Here is an 18,455-nt window from a genome sequence, read left to right as displayed (position 1 = left end):
GGCATACATCAGACCGATGGGTATGCGAACATATGTTCGTGTCCGGATCGATGTCGAGCAGGCAGGAACGCCCCCAGCGGGCGGCGATTCTGCACGCCGACCTGGACTCGTTCTACGCATCGGTCGAGCAGCGGGACAATCCGCGACTGCGCGGCCGACCGGTCCTGGTGGGTGGCGGGGTGGTGCTGGCCGCCAGCTACGAGGCGAAGGCGTTCGGGGTGCGGACGCCGATGAATCTGCGTCAGGCGGTGAGCCTTTGCCCGCACGCGATCGTGGTGCCGCCGCGGATGTCGGCCTATTCGCAGGCCAGCAAGGCGGTGTTCGAGATCTTCCGGGACACCACGCCGGAGGTCGAGGGCATCTCCATCGATGAGGCGTTCCTCGACGTGGCGGGCCTGTGGCGGATCGCGGGAAGCCCGGTGGAGATCGCGCGCGGACTGCGGGAGCGGGTGCGGGCCGAGGTCGGGCTGCCGATCTCGGTGGGGGTGGCTCGGACCAAGTTCCTCGCCAAGGTGGCCAGCGCGGTATCCAAACCGGATGGGCTGCTGGAGGTTCCGCCGGACAAGGAGCTGGAGTTCCTGCATCCGCTGCCGGTGGAACGACTGTGGGGCGTGGGCGCCGTGACGGCCCGCGAGCTGCACGAGCGCGGGATCACCAAGGTCGGCCAGCTCGCCGATATGGGTGAGGGACCGCTGGCCGTGGTGCTGGGCCCGGGTGTCGGCCGGCACCTGCACGCGCTGTCGTGGGCGCGTGATCCCCGGCGCGTGGATACCGGTCGGAGGCGGCGGTCGATCGGCGCGCAACGGGCCATGGGGCGGCGGTACCGCAGCGACGAGGAGCTCGAAGCGTATCTGCACGGACTGGCCGATCGGCTCGGGCACCGGCTGCGCAGAGCGGGGCGGGTGTGCCGAACGGTGGTGTTGCGCATGCGCTTCGACGACTTCACCCGCGCCACCCGCTCGCACACCCTGCCGGAGGCCACCGACAGCGGCACGGCGATCCTGCGTGCGGCGCGCACGCTGCTGGCGACGGCGTTGCCCCTGATCGAGGAGCGCGGTGGGCTCACGCTCATCGGCCTGACCCTGACCAATCTCGATCGGGCCGACAGTATGCAGTTGTCGCTGCCGTTCGAGGCGCGCGCGGAATCGGCCCTGGATTCGACGCTGGACGCGCTGCGGGATCGGTTCGGTGCGGGCACGGTCACCCGCGCGGCGCTGCTGCGCAAGGGTGAAGGGCTGTCGGTGCCTCTCCTCCCGGACTGATCAGTCGTGTTCGGTGGCGCGGGTAGCCTGTGACGCATGGCTCTCGACCACGGTGACCCCGGCGACGCTCCCTCGACCCCACCGCCGCTGACCCCGATCGTGAACACCACGCGGCCGTCGGCGGCCGATGAGGCCAGAACGGTTGCCGCGGCGACGAATACGGCGACCTTGGCGACGCTGTCCGCCGACGGCGGACCCTGGGCCAGTTTCGTCACGTACGGGTTGCTCGAGGGTCAGCCGGTGCTGTGTGTGTCCCGCATGGCCGAGCACTGCCGCAATCTGGCGGGCGATCCACGGGCCAGCGTCTCGATCGTCACCCCGGATCTGCCCGAGGATCCGCTGGCCGGAACGCGATTGACGCTGGCCGGTGTCGCCGAGCGGCCCGAGGGCGCGGAGGCGGTCGCCGCTCGTGAGGCGCACCTGGCGGAGGTCCCGGCCGCCAAGACCTATATCGACTTCAGCGATTTCACGGTGTGGGTGCTGCGCGTGCGGCGGGCCCGGTGGGTCGGCGGCTACGGCCGGATGGATTCGGCGACGGCCGAGGAATACGCGGCGGCTCAGGCCGATCCGATCATTCCCGCCGCGGCGCGGGCGATCGCACATCTCAACGATGATCACGCTGATGCCTTGCTCGACATGGCGCACGCGCGCGGCGGGTACCCGGATGCGACGGCCGCGGTCTGCGAACGTGCCGACCGGTTCGGACTGGATCTGCGGGTCACCACGCCCCGCGGCATCGCCGTGACGCGGATCGGCTACCTCCAACCCATCGACGCCATCGCCGAATTGCGTGCGGCGACAGTCGAATTGGCACGAGCCTCGAAGGATGCGCCATGACCCACGGCGCCGCCGGTCAGGGGCCCGAACAGGGGCGCGGTACGAGCGGCGATCACCATCCCCATGGACAGCGGATGTCCTTCCGGCGCTGCGAAGACGCGCAGACCGCACGACAGTCCGCCACCTTTGGGGGATGATTGGGCCATGTCGGACAAGCCGTCTGTGCTCGAGCATCATCGGATGCCAGAGCATAGCGCCATGCGCTTGTCCGGCACGGTCGAAGCCATGCTCTGGACACACCGCAACTGTGTCGAAGGCGACGGCGGCACCGAGCAATCCTGTGGACGACGGCAGCAACTGCTCGAACTGCGCGCCCAGCACGGCTGGAGCTGGCCACTCCCCAAACCCGACGCGGCCTGGCGGCTACAGCCCTGACCCGGCGCCGGACACGCGAAACGGGGTCTGCCGCAACGGGAACGCCGGCTCGATCTAGGGTCGAGACATGCCGGAACCAACCGAGATCAGCGAACGCCCGCCCGGGGATCAGTCCGCGGTGATCGCGGTGCCCGACGAGGTGCGCGGCGAACTGCGGCGCGGGGTGCGCAGCGTGCTGGTCGACGCGGCGGCCTTGCGGCTGGTGCGGGACCGGTTCGACGAGGTCCAGGCGGAATCGTTGCGCCGCTATCTCGAAGCGTCGCAGTCGGCGAACACGCTGCGCGCCTACCGGACCGATTGGATCGCGTGGGCGGCGTGGTGCTCGGCCGAATCCCGGCAGGCGCTGCCCGCGGACGCCCTGGACGTCGCGGTCTATCTGGCCGCCGCAGCCGACGCGCGTCGGGAGAACGGCGAATGGGCGTTCAGCGCGGCCACTTTGGAACGCAAGGCCGCCGCGATCGCCGCGGTCCATGCCGCCAACGGGCTGCCCTCGCCGACCCGCTCGGACGTGGTGCGGCTGACCCTGCGCGGTATGCGCCGCACCCGCCGCAGCCGGCCGAAACGCAAACGGCCGGTCCTGCTGCACACCCTCGACCAACTGCTGGGCGAACTTCCGCCCGCGGCGTGGCCCACCGAACCGGCGCGCCGCCGCGACACCCTGCTGCTACTGGTCGGCTTCGCGGGAGCGCTGCGACGCAGCGAGATCGCCGCCCTGCGGATCACCGACGTCAGCGTGGCCACCGACCACACCACCGGCGAGCCGCTGCTGCTGATTCAATTGCCCGCCACCAAGACCGACGCCACCGGCGTGAACGAACAGCGGGTGGCCCTCCCCCGCGGTCAACGCCCGCACACCTGCCCGGTATGCGCCTACGCCGACTGGACCCGGCTGCGCGAAGCGCACGCCGATGGTGACCTCCGCACCTGGATCGACGCCCGCCCCGCCCCCGACCCGCGCCTGCACCGCTGCCACGGCTTCACCGGCACCACGCTCATCGACCCGGATCTGCCACTGTTTCCATCGATCTCACGCCACGGCGGCCTCGCGGCAACCGCCATGTCCGGCCGGGCGGTCGCAGAACTGGTCAAGCGCTACGCGGCCCGCGCCGGTCTCGATCCCGCGCTCTTCTCCGGCCACTCGCTGCGCGCCGGCTTCGCCACCCAGGCCGCCCTGGGCGGCGCCAGCGACCGCGAAATCATGCGCCAGGGCCGCTGGTCCAATCCGCGTACGGTGCACGGCTACATTCGGACCGCGAACCCCTTGGAGGACAATGCCGTAACCAAGCTGGGACTCTGAGGCGCGATTCCTCCGGTCAGGCGATCTCGGCGGGCGCCGACAGTGCGGCCTGCATCGCCACGCCGTCGACGTAGGTGTGCTTCTCGCGCACCAGACCGCCTTCGACCAGCACCAGGTCCGCGATGTCGACATGTACGGCGGCTCCGGTGATGGAGGTGCCGGTCAGGACCCATTGGACGACCCAGAAGTCTTCGCCCACACGCAGATTCACCATCGTGAAGGTCAGATCCGGGACGAGGGCGAAGTTCTCGGCGGCGGCGGCGCGGATCGCGTCGCGCCCGCGTGCGGGTTCGCGACCGGAGTGCAAGTGGAAAATGGCGTCGGGCGTGTGCAATTCGGCGATGCGGTCGGGGTCGTGCGCGGCCCAGCAGGCGTGATAGCGCTCGAAGAGATCCTTGGTATCGGACATGAGAAGAATCCTTCTGAGATACAAACAGGATGACTGCATGTTCCCGGAGGGCGGGTGACCGGGTCAAGGGGTGTTCTGCCAGCTATCGAGTAGCTCAATACGCAGGTCGCGGTGGTAGCGGGGGCTTAGGCTGATGGAATCGCCGTGTGGTGTCTCTCCAAGGGGGCCCGATGTCTCAGAACGCCGAACTGCGAATCGCGCTCGTCTGCTACGGGGGCGTATCTCTCGCCATTTATATGCATGGCATAACTAAGGAATTACACAAACTCGTCCGCGCCTCCCGAGCTTTCGATGAGCGGTTCGGCACCGGGGCAGAGAACGTGAATCCCTTCGTCGGCGCCGATGGCAAGCCGGTCGATACGGAAGGCGTCTATTTCGACGCTCTTGCGCGGATGAATGCGCGAGGACGGCCGCTGTCGGTCGGCATCGACATCATCGCGGGCACCTCCGCCGGGGGCATCAACGGTGTCGTGCTGGCCAAGGCGATCGCCCAGAACGCCGATCAGGGACAGCTGAAGCAATTGTGGATCGACCAGGCCGATCTCCACCGGCTGCTGCGGGGCTGGCGGATCGGCACGCTGCCGCTGCGCTTCGCGCTGGCCTTCGCGGTCAAACTCGGCACGTTCTGGACCGGGCGCTCCGTCCTCAGGGGTGATCTGATGTCGCGCCTGCTGTACGGCGCCCTGTCGAGCATGGACGACCGAGGAACCGTCCCCTGGTCCGCCACCACGCCGGGTCCCGTGCCCGCGACGCTGATTCCGCCGGAGGGCGAGCTGTCGCTGTTCGTGACCACGACGGACCTGAACGGATTCGATGTGGCGGTCGCGTCGAGCGGCGGCGGGGTCGGGCAGCGCGACCGGCAGCACGCGCAGGTACTCCAGTTCCTGCGCGACGACGACGATCCGGCGGCCTTCGGTCCGCACGACACCCCGACACTGTCCTTCGCCGCGCGGGCGACCTCCGCGTTCCCCGGTGCGTTCGAACCGGTCAATCCCACGACCTTCCCGGCCGAGGCGGGGTTCCCGCGCGGTACTCGGGTCGATACCGATCGATTCCGGTACAGCTACCAGGAGATCGGGCGGGACGCGGGCACCGCCTGGTTCGTCGATGGCGGCGTGCTGGACAACGCGCCCTTCGACCTGGTCATCGAGGCGATCGGACGCAGACGGGCGGCGACCCAGGTGTATCGCCGCCTCGTCTATATCGAACCGGACCCCGCGTGCGGCCTCTCGGCCGCGGCCGCCGACACCAACGCGGGCAAATCCTCGAAACGCCGGTGGGCGGCCGATGTCCGCAAGGTGCTCATCGGCATCCGGGGCAGTCGGTCACTGATCCCGGACCTGCTCCGGTTGCGCGACCTGAACGAGAAGATCGCCGAAGTGGGCGCCATCTCCATGCAGCAGGAGGCCGAAGTCCTCGACCACGTCGCGAGTGCTCTCGCCACGCTCCCCGGCATCGAGCGATCCGCGCCGCAGCCCGGCTCGCAGGGCTTGCGCGCGGCGATCGAGTCCATGCCGCCGCTGGACTTCCTCATGGATCAGGCGGACTTCCAGAAACTGTCGGACCGCCTGTACGCGGATGCGGTGACGGCGCTCGGGTCGACCTGGAACACCTACCAGCGGCTCAAGGCCGACGCGGCCGCCCGGTGCCTGGCCGATGCGATCGTGGCGCATTTCGCCTTGCCCGGCGAATCGGGGACCGCGGTCTTCATCCGGTGCGCCATCGCTTCCTGGCTGCGCAGCCAACCCTGCTGGACCGCAGCGGATTCCAGCGAACTGTCGCCGCTGCTGAAAGACATGGACGCCCCCTACCGGCAGCGCCGGATGCTGTTCATCGTGGCCGGACTCAACCGGCTCTACACCGTCGAGGGCGGGCCGCCACGCGAGGACGTCAACGACCTCAAACGCCAGGCCTGGGCACAACTGGAGACGATATCCCAGGCGCCGCGCACGGCGATCCAGGCGCTGTCCGAACAGCAGGTACTCGACTTCCTGGACCCGGTTCGCCTGCAGGCCGGGGACTTCCAGGGGGTGCGCTTCGGGACGCCGGAGGATTTCGCCGCCCGCGCGACGAAGAATTTCGACCGGCTGTTCACGGAGTATCGCGCAGTGATCCGGGGGCTCATCGGAAACGACGGGCAGACGCTCTGGGAGGCGTTCGCGCGAACGACATCGCCGTGGAACAAGCGCGACCGGATTCTCCTGGCCAGTCGCTATTTGGGATTCGGCCTCTGGGACGGACTGTTGTTCCCCACGATCTCGTTGTCGGAGCTCCCGCAATTCAGCCCCATTCCGGTGGTGCAATTCAGTCCCTTGCGCGCGACCGCGCTGACACCACTCGGGCAGCGCAAGCTCAAAGGCGTTGCCCTGCACCACTTCGGCGCGTTCGCCCACGCACCCGACCGGGAGAACGATTACCTGTGGGGGCGGCTGGACGCGGTCGAGTTGATATTGCGGACGCTCGACGAAACATTCCAGAACGATGGCGATGTGGGACGAACCCTTCTTCCCCAGGCGCTGGCGGCGGTGCTCGCGACCGAGGGCGATCTGCGGCGCATCCCTGCGACATTGATGGAATCCCTGCGCGCGCAGATTGCCGCACTCGAAGCCGGGAAAATTGGTTATAACCGCTGAATCGAACTCTTTACGGGTGCTGTGAAGTGCGTCACTACACCCGAGGAAACAGCCGTGAAAACGGTGAGCGGAGTCACCGCGGGTGGACTGTCCACCCGATCGACTGCTTTCCTGTATGACGAAGATTCATTTCAGATTGTCTGGGTTCTGGATCGCGGTCCGGGGCCGCTGCCTTCCGCCGCCGTGGCGTGAACACTCCGCCAACGGCCAAAAAAGCAACAGGAATCCATAGTCATGCGTCTGATGTCCGCACCGTCGGAGGAAACAATTCGTGCCGCGCTGGAAATGGCGCGGGAAGCCCCACTCGCCAACGGCACGCTGCCATGGATGTGGTGGCTCGACGGTGCCGCACTGCATATCAGGATGGACGAGCCGCACGTGCCGCTGATCTTCGATCCGGCGGTGGAGCGGGCCCGCATGATCGGCAACGGCGCCGCCCTGCATCACCTGCGGACCGCGCTGACCGCCTTCGGCTGGGCCGTGGTGACCGTGCCGCTACCCGACCCGCGCGATCCGAATCATCTTGCGGTGCTTCATCTCGCGCCGAGCACGGCCACCCGCGATCAGATCGGTTTGGCGGGTGCGATCTTTCAGCGGCAATTCCAGCACAACCGTTTCCGGCCCTGGGAAATGCCGGCCAACATGATCCGCTCGATCAGCGGCAGCACCGCCGGGACCCGGGCGGCGGCCCGGCATGTGCCGGATCAGCTGCGGCGCAATCTGTCGAACGCGTATCGCGCGGCCGCCGACCGTGACGGCGACTACGGCGAATTCCTGACCGGTGTCGCGGGACGAATCGACCAGCGTGACCTCTCGGCCAGGGCCGCACCGCCGAGCTGGAGTTCCAACGGGTCCGCGATCGAGCCGATCCCCGCCACCGGCAGCCCCTTCGACGACAACGACCCGGACTCGGCCGAACTGCTCATCCTCTGCACACCCACCGACGACCGGCTCGGCCATCTCAACGCCGGCGTGGCCGCCAGCTCCATCCTGTTGACCGCCGCCCGCAACGGTCTGGCCAGCTCACTGCTGACCCAGACCATGAAGGTTCCGGCGGTGCGGGAGGGCGTGCGCGGCGCACTGCTGCACGAGTGCGCTTATCCGCACGCGCTCATTCGGCTCGGCCGCCCCGACCAGTCCGATGCCGGGGCAGGCTACGTCCAGCCCCTGCCGGGCACCAGGAAGGCGGCCTGAACGGCGCCGGCCACCGGCTCGGCGGGCCGAGACTCGACCACGACCGCTCAACCCACGCACCGACAACATGGGTTGTCTTGACAAAATAATTTGTCGGTGCGAGAGTTGAGCCATGCTCGACGTCGCAGTGATCGAAGAACCCGCGGCGGCAGAGGCGTCCCTGGACCCGATCCGGTCTCGGATCCTCGCCGCACTCGCCGAACCAGGGTCGGCGGCCATGCTGGCCGGACGGCTGGGGCTGCCGCGGCAGAAGATCAACTACCACCTCAAGGAGCTGGCCCGGCACGGGCTGGTGGAGTTGATAGAGGAACGTCGCAAGGGAAACGTCACCGAGCGTGTGTATCGCGCTACCGCAGCGTCTTACGTGATTTCGCCCAGTGCGATGGGGGCGGTCAGTCCCGATCCGGCGCGATCGCCCGATCAGCTGTCGGCGCGGTGGCTGCTGGCGCTGGGGTCGCGGCTCGTGCAGGAGGTCGGGACGCTGCTGAGCGGGGCCGCGCGGGCGCAGCGGCGGGTCGCGACGTTCGGGATCGACGCGCAGGTGCGGTTCGCCTCCGCCGCCGACCGCGCCGCGTTCGCCGAGGAGCTGGCCGATGCGGTCACCTCGCTGGTGAGCCGCTATCACGACGAGTCCGCACCGGCGGGCCGCAATCACCGGGTGGTGGTCGGGATGCATCAGATTCCCGACGCCGCCACCGAAACAGCAGCAGGACAGGGGAACTGACCATGGGACATCCGTTCGAGATCGAACTGGAGGAGCACCTGCCCGCCACCCCGGAGCAGGTGTGGGACGCGATCGCGACCGGGCCGGGGGTCGACTCCTGGTTCATGGGGCGCAATGAGATCGAAGCGCGCGAGGGCGGGATCTCGGCCATGGAGACCGGCGGGCAGCGAGAAGAAGCCGTGATCACCGCCTACGAGCCGGGTAAGCGGCTCGCGACCCGCACCGGGACCGCCGAGGACGGGCGGTTCATGGCCTTCGAGTATCTGATCGAGGGGCGCGAGGGCGGCAGCACCGTGCTGCGGGTCGTGCACAGCGGCGTGCTGGGCGACGACTGGCAGGACGAATACGACGCGCTGCGGCGGGGCTGGCCGTTCCACCTCAATACGTTGCGCGAATACCTCAGCTACTTCCCCGGGCGGATCGCGGCGCCCGTATTCGGTGTCGCGACAGGCTCTTCCGGCCGCGCGGTGCGGGACGCGCTCATCGAGGCTTTGACCCTGCCGACGCCGCTCGTCGCGGGCGCCCAGGTGCACGCCTCCCCCGCCGGCCTGCCGCCGATCGACGGCGAGGTGGTGTGGGCCGACGACGAACGCTTCGAGATCCGCACCGCCGACGGCCTCTACACCTTCCATCAGGCACCCACCGGTCTGGCCCTGATGTTCCACCACCTGTTCGGACCCGACACCGACGGCGCCGAAACCGCTTGGCAGCACTGGCTCACCGCCCTGGTGAGCTGAACCCGACTCGATCATCACCCGCACCCCAGATATCAAGGAGAACAGCATGCGCACCCTGATCAGCACCGCCTTCGTGTCCCTCGACGGTGTCGTGGAAGGCCCCGGCGGCGAACCCGGCTACCGGAACTCCGGATGGACCTTCAAGGACATCGACTTCGTTCCCGAGGCCTACGAGATCAAGGGCCGCGAGCAGGAGGAGTCGGCGGCGATCCTGTTGGGCCGCACCAGCTATGAGGCGTTCAGCCCCGTGTGGCCGGACATGGAGGACTTCGCCGGCTACAAGGTGATGCCGAAGTATGTCGTCTCCACCACCTTGAAAGAGGACGACCTGGTGTCCAACTGGGGCGAGACCACCATCCTGCGTTCGCTCGACGAGGTCGCCAAGCTCAAGGACACCGAGGGCGGCCCGATCATCGTCCACGGCAGCGCCACCCTCAACCGCGGCCTCTCCGACGCGGGCCTCATCGACCGCTACCACCTGCTCGTCTTCCCGCTGCTGCTGGGCGCGGGCAAGCGACTGTTCTCCGACACCGACAAGGATGTCCAGAAGCTGAAGCTGGTCGAGTCGGAGACCTACGCCAACGGCATCCAGAAGAACGTCTTCGACGTCGTGCGCTGACCATTTCCGGCTGCTCCGAATTCGGGCCCGGCGGATCGAATCCGCCGGGCCCGAATGTTCCTACCGGCACCGGTGGTCATCCGCGACTACGCTCACCCCGTGGGCTCAACCGATTACGGACCGGGTGACGTCGTCTACTTCCCATCCGGACCCTTCTCCGGAATCTGCGGCGTAGTCCGCACCGTCGACCCCCACCGCGAAGAACTCCGCATCGACTTCGCCGAAGGCATCGTCCACCGCGAGGGCGGTGTGCTTCGCGAACGCCGCCACACCTTCACCGTCCGCTTCGACGAAGTAGAACTCGTCTGACCGGCCACTGCCTGACCATCGGGTGGGACGAGTGTCGAATCATGGAGCCGGTCAGCATGCGAGCCGTGCGTTGATGGCGGCGGGCGCGAGCGTGTCGTCCAGAATCATCGCGGCGCACGCCTGGACGCCGGTCGGGGCGTCCGGGGCGGCGGGCTCGATACGCAGGGCCCGGGTGTTGAGGGCCGAGGAGCGGCGGTAGATCTGTTCGCGCAGTCCGGCGGCCAGTGGGTCGAAGGCGCGCGACAGGTCGCCGCGAACGACGATGACCGCGGGGTTGAGCAGGTTGACCGCGGCGGCCATCACCTCGCCGATACTGCGGCCCGCCTGCCGCACCAGGCGCAAGGCGTCGGGGTCGCCGGCTGCGGCCAGGTCGGCCAGCGCGGGCAGATCCGATGCCGTGCGGCCGAGGGCGGTGAACTGCTCGAGCAGGGCCCACCCGCCGGCGACAGTCTCCAGGCACTCGGTGTCGCCGCAGCGGCATGGACGACCGATGCCGCCGCTCACCTTGATGTGCCCGATTTCGCCTGCCGCGCCCCACGCTCCGCGCTGCTGACTCCCCCCGGCAATGATTCCCACGCCGATACCGGTCGACGCTTTCAGCAGCAGTAGATCATTCACGCCCGGGCGACGCGCGTGCTCGGCCAGGGCCAGTACGTTCACATCGGTGTCGACGCGCACGGGAGCGGAGAACCGGGTCCGGAACAGGTCGGAGACGGCGATCTCGTCGAGGTCGGCCGGGCTCAGCGCGTGCCCGGACGCGGCGTCGACCACGGTGGGCACGCCGACCCCCACGCCGACCCCCACGCCGTACACCGGCGCCGCGGATCGTTCTGTCAGGAGCCGGTCGAGGTGATCGGTGGCGGCGCTGAGCACGGCCCGCGCTTCGTGGGCGGCCGGAACCGTGAATTCGTTCTGCGCCAGCACTTCTCCGGCGAGGTCGCACACCGCGACCTGGGCCCGGCTCGCGCCGATCGACGCGGCCAGCACCACCCCCGCGTCCGGGGCGAAGCGCAGGCGGCTCGGTGGGCGGCCGCCGGTCGACGGGCCTTCGGAGCGCTCGGTCACCAACCCCTGCGCGAGAAGCTGGTCGACGCGGAGGGTGACCGCGGTTCGTGACAGGCCGGTCACCCGGGCGATATCCGAACGCGTCGCGACGGCGTTCGCACGGATCAGCGCAAGCACGTCCCCCACCGAGACGCCGGGTGTCGTCATGGGTCGACCGGTCACCATTCCTCCTTGTCGACGAGATCCCGACGGGCGCGCTCGCACACACTATCGGCGTCTGCCGGACGCTCGAACCGCCCAGTAATGTACTTCTAGTACTTAAGTTGCCTTGCAAACGAACATAAGTATCTCTAGCGTGGCGCAGGTTCGCTCATCACGCACGACTCGAGGAGCCCGCCGTGCCGGCCCGCATGCCCCATCCCGCCCGTGACATCGCCGACTATCTCGGCACCGGAGACCTCGCCCTGTCGAAGACCGAAAGCCTGTCTCTGGTAGCCGATATCGGCGGCACCAATGCCCGCTTCGGCCTGGTGTCCGACAGCCGCGATGAACCGCGGGAGGTCCGGAACCTGCGCTGCGCCGACTATCCCGATCTGGTCGCTGCGATCGAGGACTTCCTGGGCCGGATTCCTGGATTTCCACGTCCGGAGGCCGCCTGCGTGGCTGTCGCCGGACCGGTGCTCGGCGACCGTATTCGGCTCACCAACGCGGCGTGGGACTTCTCCGTGGTCGACAGTCGCCGCCGCCTCGGTCTGGCCCGGCTGGAAGTGATCAACGACTTCAGCGCGCTCGCCCTGGCGGTGCCGCAGCTTCCGAACGAAGGTTTTGTGCGTATCGGCACGGGCATTCGCCGGTACAACGAGCCGATGGCCGTGATCGGCCCGGGGACCGGCCTCGGCGTCGCGGGTCTGATGAGGTCTCGGCATGGCTGGATTCCGATCGCGGGCGAGGGCGGCCATGTGGACCTACCGGTCCGCACCGACCACGAGGCCGAGGTCGCCCGGTTGCTGCGGGCCGACCACGGGGCGGTCCGCGCGGAGACCGCGTTGTCCGGCCCCGGACTGGTCCGGCTGTACCAGGCGGTAGGCGCGGTGGACGGTGTCGCGCCGACTTACGGACGGCCCGAACAGATCTGCGTCGCCGCCCGGGAGGATCGCGATCCGCTCGCCAGTCGGACAATGGAGGTGTTCTTCGGCTTGCTCGGCACTTTCGCCGGCGGCGTGGCGCTGACCTTCGGCGCTCGCGGCGGCGTATTGCTGGGCGGCGGCATCCTGCCCGGCATCGCGGACCTGCTGGCGGCCAGTGACTTCCGGCGACGCTTCGTCGAATCCAGCGCCCTGCCCGGCTATCTGGAGGACGTGGCCACCGAGATCATCGTGGCGGCCACCCCCGCGCTGCGCGGGGCCGCGTACCGGCTCGCGCAGCGTTGAGGCGCGATCAGCCGCAAGCCGGGGATGTTTGATTCACCAGCGACAGCGTGGTGCAGGTCCATTCCTTCTGGACCTTCCACTTGCCGTCCTCCGCGACGACCGGCACCACGACCGGGTTGGGCGCTCCACCGTCGATCGACACCTGGGCCTCGGCCAGGGCAGAGCCGTTGCCCGAGTCGGCCACCTTGGTGACGGTGATGGTGACATTGCTCTGCTTGAAGGCGTCGGCCAGGCGTTGCGGCAGGATCGGGTCAGCCTGGATGCCCTGGACCAGATCCAGCTTCTGTCCGTTGGGGACGGTGGGATCCATGAGCTTGTGCAGCTCGGAATTCAGCTCCGTCGTCGTGGGGACCGGCGGGTAATTTCCCTGGGCGACAGCAACCTTCGAGGGGGTCGCCGGAGCCGGAGCGGCTTCGTCCTTACCGCCGCAGGCGGACACCCCTAGTGCGGTCATCACCGTGACGACGGCGATCGCGATGCGAGCGGTGGCGGGAATCATCAACGTGTTCTCCTTCAGGTTCGTGCTGGCGTTCTGGTCGGCGAACGCCACGCCGGAGCGTACCGACTGAACAGTCAGTGTGTTTTATATTCGTCGGAATTCTCGCTGCCGCCGCTCACCGTGAGCGGCCGCCGACGAAGGAGGACTACATGCGCCGGAAGATCGGAATCGCCGCGGTCGCCATGGGGCTCACGATGCTGTCGATCACCTCCGCGACCGCCGAGCCCGGCGGCGACCAGCACGAAGGGAGACTGCCGGCGGGATTCCTGTGGGGTGTAGCGGGTTCCGGGTTCCAGTCCGAGGGATATTCACCGGACAGCAACTGGTCGCGCTATGCCGCGTCGGGCAAGACCCACGATCCCGTCGGAACCTCGGTCGACTTCCTGCACCGCTACCGCGAGGACATCGCGCGCGCTCGCGACCTGGGTGTCGGGGTGTTCCGCTTCGGGGTGGAGTGGGCGCGCCTGGAACCCGCTCCCGGACAATACGATCCGGCGGCATGGGCGTTCTACGACGATGTCGTGGCCACGATCCGAGCCGCCGGACTGCGGCCGATGATCACCCTGGACCACTGGGTCTATCCCGGTTGGGAGTTCGACCGCGGTGGCTGGCGGCACGAGGACATGCTGACCGATTGGCTGACCAACGCCCGGCAGGTCGTGGACCGCTACGCCCGGTTCGATCCGATCTGGATCACGTTCAACGAACCTTCGGCGTACGCGTTCCAGGAATTGCAGGTCGGCGGGCTCGCCCCGGCCGATCTACCCGGCGCGCTCGATCGCTGGGTCCGGGCCCACCGCACCATCTACGACTACATCCACTCGGTACAGCCGGGCGCGCAGGTCTCGTCCAATGTCGCCTACTTCCCCATTGGCGAGACCGCCGTCGACACCACCTTCCTCGACCGGGTCGCCGACACACTCGACTTCATCGGGCTCGACTATTACAACTCGATGTCCCCGACGGATTTCAGCTTCTTCAATGCCTTCGCCGAGCCCTGGAAGGCCAACCCGGCTCCCGATGGCATCTATTACGCGTTGCGGCATTACGCCGAGCGCTACCCGGCCCGGCCGCTGTATGTCGTCGAGAACGGAATGCCGACCGACAACGGTGCGCTCCGGCCGGATTACGAGCGCTCCGATCACCTGTCCGACATCGTCTACTGGGTCCAGCGCGCCGTGCAGGACGGGATGAATGTCATCGGCTACAACTACTGGAGCCTCACCGACAACTATGAATGGGGCAGCTACGAGCCACGTTTCGGACTCTATACCGTCGACGTGCGCACCGATCCCGGCCTCGAACGGGTGCCTACCAAGGCCGTCGACACCTACCGGTCGATCATCGCGAACGACGGTGTCCCCACCGGCTACCGGCCGGTGTATCCGCAAACCCTCTGCTCGCTGGTCGATGCCCTGGAAAGTTGCCTGCGTCCCATCCGCTGACCCGGCCCTGCGCTACCCGGCGCGGCAATTGCCCGTCCGCGCCAACGATATCCATGGGCGAGTCGCGCCGAACCCCGGCGGTCGAGCAGTATGACTGGACAGTAGGCTGGCTACGACGGAGCGATCCAGCGAAACCCGTTCAGCGAGTGAAAGGTCGGATGAATGGCGCGAACACGCGACGCCGAACAGTCGGGCGCGGCACGTCGTGGCCAGATCCTCGCCGCGGCAATGACCTTGTTCGCCGAGAACGGCTATCGGGGCACGTCGCTGGCGGCTGTAGCGGCCGCGGCCGGCATCACCCGGTCCGGGGTGCTGCACCACTTCTCCAGCAAGGAAGCGCTGTTGTCGGCGGTGCTGGCCGAACGTGATCAGCAGGCATTCGACGCTGTCGAGGTCGATCGGGAGTACGAGGGCCCGGCCGTGATGCGAGCCCTCGACATCGTGGAGGATCTGGCCGAGCGCAATCGCGCGGATCGGGAATTGACCCGGATGAGTCATCTGGCGCTCTTCGGCTCGGCCGACGCGCCGGATGTGGCGCACGAGTGGTCGAACGAGCGCATCCGAACCTACCGCGACAACCTGGCCGGCGTGATCGAGCAGAGCGCCGCCGCGGGCGAGATCCGCTCCGACGTGGATGCCGAGGCCGCCGCGCTGCTGCTGGTGGGCGCGCTCACCGGCCTGACCGAGCTCTGGCTGCGCGACGAGTCGTTGGACATGGTGGCCGCGGTCCGAATGCTCACCGGCCTACTGCGCCGGGATCTGGCGAAGTAGGCCGGGAGCTGCTTTCTACCGTCCCACGGGGCGATTCAGATCGGCATCGGCGACCGGGTCACCGCCGGTGAGCCGGTCCCGGAGGAACTGCTGGGCCGTGGACTGCCGCAGCGACGCCTCCAGACCGTGTTCGCTCTGAGGGTCTCGGATGGTGACGACCGTCGCTCCCCCGCGCCGCCAGGCCGCGACCAAGTCGTCCGCCTGCGCTACGGGCACCACCTCGTCCGAGTCGGACTGATAGTTGAGGATCGGCATGACCGGCGCGCTGCCGCCGAGCGAATTCCGTTGCAGCGCTTCGGTCAGCCGACTGTCGTCGCGGTACCCGTCGGCGGTGGCCGCGGCGAGCCGCCAGAACGGGTAGCGGATCAGCAGTTCGATCACGCACAGATCGGCGGCCGCCGAGGTGTCTGCCCTGCCCCGCTCGTTGAGCAGCTCGTCGATGCGGGCTTCGGGGAACTCGCGCTGATAGGACACCAGCACGCCGACCAGGAATCCGGAGAACACTCCGCCCTCGACGTTGTTCATGACCGCGGGCAGGCTCGCCGGCACTCCGCCGATGGCAGCCCCGGCGAAAGCCAGCTCGGGTGCGTAGCTGGGTTGCAGCTCCGCGGCCCAGCCGGTCGCCGCCGCTCCCCCGGAATATCCGTCCAACGCCCAGCGGGTGCCGGGACCGAGTCCCGCGGGAGTGAATCCACCGGCGGCCCGCACCCCGTCCAGAATGGCGTGGCCGGATTGCGGGCCGGTGAGGAAGGCCGACTTCGGCCCTTCGAAGTCGGGTACCGCCACCGCCCAGCCCTCGGCGAGCATCGCCGCGATCTGATCCCCGGATTGCAGTGTGCCCGTGGCGATTCCATAGGACGGCGCGCACCGGGTACCGGTGGCGTCCTCGGGAATCTGCTCGGAGACCGCCGGCCGGGAACCGGGACCGGTCCACGGCGCGGTCGGCACCAGCAGCGTGGTGATGCCCAGTTCCGCGTTCCCGTGCGAATCGTTGGTGCGGTAGGACACCTGCCAGGCTCGCACCGGAACCGGCAGCGTGGTGCGGATTTCCCGTCCCGCCACCACCTGCCCGTTGCCCAGCGAGCCGATATCGGAGGGCGCGGCGTAGAACGGATCCTGATCGGGCACCACCGAAACGGCGACGACCGGGGGTTGTTGGGCGGACACCGGGCCGGCGGTGGCCGCCGCGGCGACGGCCAGCGCGGAAGCCACCGCTAGACGCGAAATCATGAAATAGGTTCTCTCGGTTGATTGTCGAATCGGCGGCTCGCCCCCGGCCGGCCGTCGCTGGTCGGTCAGTTACCGGATCCGCTGCTGCTGCCCGACCCGAGCGAGGGAGGCATGCGCAGCACGGCGTCCGGCACTCCGGTGCCGTTCGGATCGAGGACGCCGCCCTGATGGGCGTACATGCTCTCGCCGGGCGCGGCGTTCACCGTGGACAGGTAGCGCCACACGCCGTCGACGACGGCCGCGCCTCCGGCGGTGAGCGTCCCCAGCAGTCCACCCAACCCCGCGAACGTGCCGATGGCGGCGGGCGCGGTCGCCAGGCACGCGGGCCCGACAACCAGGCACGAGCCCAGGCCGATCACCGCCCCGACCGCCGCGCCCAGGAACGCTCCGGCAATGGAACCGAGCGGGATCTTGCTCATGTTCGCGGCGAAATCGTTGACCGCCAGCTGTTCTTCCATCGGCGAGGCGACCGGTTTCAGGCCGGTGTCGGGGGTCAGCGTGAGGGCGCGTCCGGAATCCTGGATCCGGTAGCGCATGGGATGCGCGACGCCGTCGAGCAGAAACCCGGTCGGCAGGCTCAGGACCGGCTGCCCGTCGAGGGTGCGGATCTCCACGCCCTGCCCATCCGCGGTGGCGGCGAACAGTGCGTGCTCGAGCACGGCCAGCACGGAGTCGCCGACCACGCGGGCCGCGACGGTCGGCTCCAGCGCCGGGGGTTCGGCGATCGCGGCGCCGGACCCGGCAACGGTGCAGGCCGTCAGGGTGGCGACGGAAAGCGTTGTGCGAAGGTTCATCTCGGTGTTCCTCGGACCTTTCCGGCTCAGTTGGCCTCGGCGGGCACGGCCGGAACGCCGGGGCGGCCCTGCAGGTCCTTGGCGTAGATGCTCTGCCCCGGAGCCGCGTTGAGCGCGGTCACGTACTGATAGACCGCATAGGCGGCCGCGGGACCGCCGCCGATGACCAGACCGGCCAGACCGCCGACCCCGCCCACCATGGTCACGATGGGCATCACCGCGATGACACAGCCCAGGCTCAGCACCAGGCAGGACGCGCCCGCCAGCGTGAACCCGACGCCGATGCCGATCACCGCGCCGACGGCGGTGCCGATCAGGCTGCCCACCGAGGTGCCGATGCTGACGGAGTTGATCATGTCGTTCATGGCCAGCTGGTTCTCCAGCGGCGAGGCGACGGAGGTCAGCGGCGCGGCGATGGGGCGCAGCGCCGCGTGGTCCAGGGCCGCCACATCGGGTGTCAGGCGCAGCGTGCGGCCGTCGCCGGACAGCTGTTCCCGGATCGAGAGGCGTTGGCCGTCAATGGTGTAGATCAGCGGGAGCGAGTCCAGTACGGCGCCCGCCTCATCGCGGATGCCGACCGCGTCCCCGGCGGCCGGCGCGAAGGTGCCGTGGTCGAGGCTGACCACGACGGTTCCCTGCTCGAGCGTGGCGTGATAGCCAACGGGTGAAGCGGTTTGTTCGGGAGCGGCGTTCGCGGTGGCAGCGGTGGCGGCCAGGCCGGCGACGGCGCACGCCGCGATCAGATTCGCGCGACGATTCTTCATCGATACCTCGGTTGTCGGTGGTGCGTTACCGCGGCAGAGCCTACCGACTGAATAGTCAGTCTGCTATAGATTCGGGGAACAAAAACACCGGCGCACTTCGTGCGGAAAGGAATCACCCAAT

General features: G+C 68.5%; 19 protein-coding genes. 13 read left to right on the top strand and 6 right to left on the bottom strand.

Annotated features, from left to right (window positions below):
- The first annotated feature begins 32 nt into the window (after positions 1-32).
- The 4 genes from dinB to ACFRAQ_RS14840 all read left to right on the top strand — a co-directional run bounded on the left by dinB (position 33) and on the right by ACFRAQ_RS14840 (position 3,771).
- A complete protein-coding gene (dinB, locus tag ACFRAQ_RS14855) occupies positions 33-1,262 on the top strand; it encodes a DNA polymerase IV (RefSeq protein WP_379099297.1) in 1,230 nt (409 codons plus the stop codon).
- 36 nt (positions 1,263-1,298) lie between these two features.
- Positions 1,299-2,099, top strand: a complete 801-nt coding sequence (locus tag ACFRAQ_RS14850) for a HugZ family protein (protein ID WP_379099294.1) — start codon at positions 1,299-1,301, stop codon at positions 2,097-2,099.
- A gap of 180 nt (positions 2,100-2,279) precedes the next feature.
- A complete protein-coding gene (locus tag ACFRAQ_RS14845; protein ID WP_379099292.1) occupies positions 2,280-2,474 on the top strand; it encodes a hypothetical protein in 195 nt (64 codons plus the stop codon).
- 67 nt (positions 2,475-2,541) lie between these two features.
- On the top strand, positions 2,542-3,771 hold the full coding sequence (locus tag ACFRAQ_RS14840; RefSeq protein ID WP_379099289.1) for a site-specific integrase: 1,230 nt from the start codon (positions 2,542-2,544) through the stop codon (positions 3,769-3,771).
- A 16-nt stretch (positions 3,772-3,787) separates the two neighbouring features.
- Here ACFRAQ_RS14840 and ACFRAQ_RS14835 read toward each other — a convergent pair whose 3' ends face one another.
- Positions 3,788-4,180 (bottom strand): nuclear transport factor 2 family protein, encoded by a 393-nt coding sequence (locus ACFRAQ_RS14835; RefSeq protein ID WP_379099286.1) that lies wholly within the window; start codon positions 4,178-4,180, stop codon positions 3,788-3,790.
- A gap of 170 nt (positions 4,181-4,350) precedes the next feature.
- Here ACFRAQ_RS14835 and ACFRAQ_RS14830 point away from each other — a divergent pair, with 170 nt between their 5' ends.
- The 6 genes from ACFRAQ_RS14830 (at position 4,351) to ACFRAQ_RS14805 (ending at position 10,396) form a co-directional block, all read left to right on the top strand.
- Positions 4,351-6,813 (top strand): patatin-like protein, encoded by a 2,463-nt coding sequence (locus tag ACFRAQ_RS14830; protein ID WP_379099283.1) that lies wholly within the window; start codon positions 4,351-4,353, stop codon positions 6,811-6,813.
- Between the two features lie 243 nt (positions 6,814-7,056).
- A complete protein-coding gene (locus ACFRAQ_RS14825) occupies positions 7,057-8,007 on the top strand; it encodes a hypothetical protein (protein WP_379099280.1) in 951 nt (316 codons plus the stop codon).
- A 112-nt stretch (positions 8,008-8,119) separates the two neighbouring features.
- Positions 8,120-8,731 (top strand): ArsR/SmtB family transcription factor, encoded by a 612-nt coding sequence (locus ACFRAQ_RS14820; RefSeq protein WP_379099277.1) that lies wholly within the window; start codon positions 8,120-8,122, stop codon positions 8,729-8,731.
- Positions 8,732-8,733: 2 nt separating this feature from the next.
- Complete coding sequence (locus tag ACFRAQ_RS14815; protein ID WP_379099275.1) at positions 8,734-9,468, top strand: SRPBCC domain-containing protein; 735 nt, start codon at positions 8,734-8,736, stop codon at positions 9,466-9,468.
- A 46-nt stretch (positions 9,469-9,514) separates the two neighbouring features.
- The gene (locus ACFRAQ_RS14810; protein WP_379099272.1) at positions 9,515-10,087 is read left to right on the top strand and encodes a dihydrofolate reductase family protein; all 573 of its coding nucleotides are present in this window, start codon (positions 9,515-9,517) and stop codon (positions 10,085-10,087) included.
- Positions 10,088-10,186: 99 nt separating this feature from the next.
- Positions 10,187-10,396 (top strand): hypothetical protein, encoded by a 210-nt coding sequence (locus tag ACFRAQ_RS14805; RefSeq protein WP_379099269.1) that lies wholly within the window; start codon positions 10,187-10,189, stop codon positions 10,394-10,396.
- Positions 10,397-10,447: 51 nt separating this feature from the next.
- Here ACFRAQ_RS14805 and ACFRAQ_RS14800 read toward each other — a convergent pair whose 3' ends face one another.
- Positions 10,448-11,623, bottom strand: coding sequence for an ROK family transcriptional regulator (locus ACFRAQ_RS14800; RefSeq protein ID WP_379099266.1), 1,176 nt, complete (start codon positions 11,621-11,623; stop codon positions 10,448-10,450).
- 176 nt (positions 11,624-11,799) lie between these two features.
- On the opposite strand from ACFRAQ_RS14800, the gene glk reads away from it, so the two are divergent.
- Positions 11,800-12,831, top strand: a complete 1,032-nt coding sequence (glk, locus tag ACFRAQ_RS14795) for a glucokinase (protein WP_379099263.1) — start codon at positions 11,800-11,802, stop codon at positions 12,829-12,831.
- A 7-nt stretch (positions 12,832-12,838) separates the two neighbouring features.
- Here the strand turns inward: glk and ACFRAQ_RS14790 are convergent, their stop codons facing one another.
- On the bottom strand, positions 12,839-13,381 hold the full coding sequence (locus tag ACFRAQ_RS14790) for a hypothetical protein (RefSeq protein ID WP_379099260.1): 543 nt from the start codon (positions 13,379-13,381) through the stop codon (positions 12,839-12,841).
- A gap of 143 nt (positions 13,382-13,524) precedes the next feature.
- Between ACFRAQ_RS14790 and ACFRAQ_RS14785 the strand changes: the two genes are divergently transcribed.
- Together ACFRAQ_RS14785 and ACFRAQ_RS14780 are read left to right on the top strand one after the other, a co-directional pair.
- Positions 13,525-14,775 (top strand): family 1 glycosylhydrolase, encoded by a 1,251-nt coding sequence (locus ACFRAQ_RS14785; RefSeq protein ID WP_379100270.1) that lies wholly within the window; start codon positions 13,525-13,527, stop codon positions 14,773-14,775.
- 162 nt (positions 14,776-14,937) lie between these two features.
- Entirely contained in the window at positions 14,938-15,546 is a 609-nt protein-coding gene (locus tag ACFRAQ_RS14780) for a TetR family transcriptional regulator (protein ID WP_379099258.1), read from the top strand.
- Positions 15,547-15,561: 15 nt separating this feature from the next.
- Here the strand turns inward: ACFRAQ_RS14780 and ACFRAQ_RS14775 are convergent, their stop codons facing one another.
- From ACFRAQ_RS14775 to ACFRAQ_RS14765, 3 genes are all read right to left on the bottom strand, one after another.
- On the bottom strand, positions 15,562-16,776 hold the full coding sequence (locus ACFRAQ_RS14775; protein ID WP_379099255.1) for a lipase family protein: 1,215 nt from the start codon (positions 16,774-16,776) through the stop codon (positions 15,562-15,564).
- 65 nt (positions 16,777-16,841) lie between these two features.
- Positions 16,842-17,570, bottom strand: a complete 729-nt coding sequence (locus tag ACFRAQ_RS14770) for a hypothetical protein (protein ID WP_379099252.1) — start codon at positions 17,568-17,570, stop codon at positions 16,842-16,844.
- 26 nt (positions 17,571-17,596) lie between these two features.
- Entirely contained in the window at positions 17,597-18,334 is a 738-nt protein-coding gene (locus tag ACFRAQ_RS14765; protein ID WP_379099249.1) for a hypothetical protein, read from the bottom strand.
- Between the last annotated feature and the right edge of the window lie 121 nt (positions 18,335-18,455).

Source organism: Nocardia sp. NPDC056611, assembly GCF_042792755.1.
Lineage (GTDB): Bacteria > Actinomycetota > Actinomycetes > Mycobacteriales > Mycobacteriaceae > Nocardia.
The sequence above is the reverse complement of the archived record's forward strand: the minus strand, read 5'-3'. Positions and strand labels throughout refer to the sequence as shown.

Excerpts from the sequence above, each read along its gene's own strand:
- dinB (WP_379099297.1), top strand. The coding sequence starts at position 33 with ATGTTCGTGTCCGGATCGATGTCGAGCAGGCAGGAACGCCCCCAGCGG.
- ACFRAQ_RS14850 (WP_379099294.1), top strand. The coding sequence starts at position 1,299 with ATGGCTCTCGACCACGGTGACCCCGGCGACGCTCCCTCGACCCCACCG.
- ACFRAQ_RS14845 (WP_379099292.1), top strand. The coding sequence starts at position 2,280 with ATGCCAGAGCATAGCGCCATGCGCTTGTCCGGCACGGTCGAAGCCATG.
- ACFRAQ_RS14840 (WP_379099289.1), top strand. The coding sequence starts at position 2,542 with ATGCCGGAACCAACCGAGATCAGCGAACGCCCGCCCGGGGATCAGTCC.
- ACFRAQ_RS14835 (WP_379099286.1), bottom strand. The coding sequence starts at position 4,180 with ATGTCCGATACCAAGGATCTCTTCGAGCGCTATCACGCCTGCTGGGCC.
- ACFRAQ_RS14830 (WP_379099283.1), top strand. The coding sequence starts at position 4,351 with ATGTCTCAGAACGCCGAACTGCGAATCGCGCTCGTCTGCTACGGGGGC.
- ACFRAQ_RS14825 (WP_379099280.1), top strand. The coding sequence starts at position 7,057 with ATGTCCGCACCGTCGGAGGAAACAATTCGTGCCGCGCTGGAAATGGCG.
- ACFRAQ_RS14820 (WP_379099277.1), top strand. The coding sequence starts at position 8,120 with ATGCTCGACGTCGCAGTGATCGAAGAACCCGCGGCGGCAGAGGCGTCC.
- ACFRAQ_RS14815 (WP_379099275.1), top strand. The coding sequence starts at position 8,734 with ATGGGACATCCGTTCGAGATCGAACTGGAGGAGCACCTGCCCGCCACC.
- ACFRAQ_RS14810 (WP_379099272.1), top strand. The coding sequence starts at position 9,515 with ATGCGCACCCTGATCAGCACCGCCTTCGTGTCCCTCGACGGTGTCGTG.
- ACFRAQ_RS14785 (WP_379100270.1), top strand. The coding sequence starts at position 13,525 with ATGCTGTCGATCACCTCCGCGACCGCCGAGCCCGGCGGCGACCAGCAC.
- ACFRAQ_RS14780 (WP_379099258.1), top strand. The coding sequence starts at position 14,938 with ATGGCGCGAACACGCGACGCCGAACAGTCGGGCGCGGCACGTCGTGGC.
- ACFRAQ_RS14775 (WP_379099255.1), bottom strand. The coding sequence starts at position 16,776 with ATGATTTCGCGTCTAGCGGTGGCTTCCGCGCTGGCCGTCGCCGCGGCG.
- ACFRAQ_RS14770 (WP_379099252.1), bottom strand. The coding sequence starts at position 17,570 with ATGAACCTTCGCACAACGCTTTCCGTCGCCACCCTGACGGCCTGCACC.
- ACFRAQ_RS14765 (WP_379099249.1), bottom strand. The coding sequence starts at position 18,334 with ATGAAGAATCGTCGCGCGAATCTGATCGCGGCGTGCGCCGTCGCCGGC.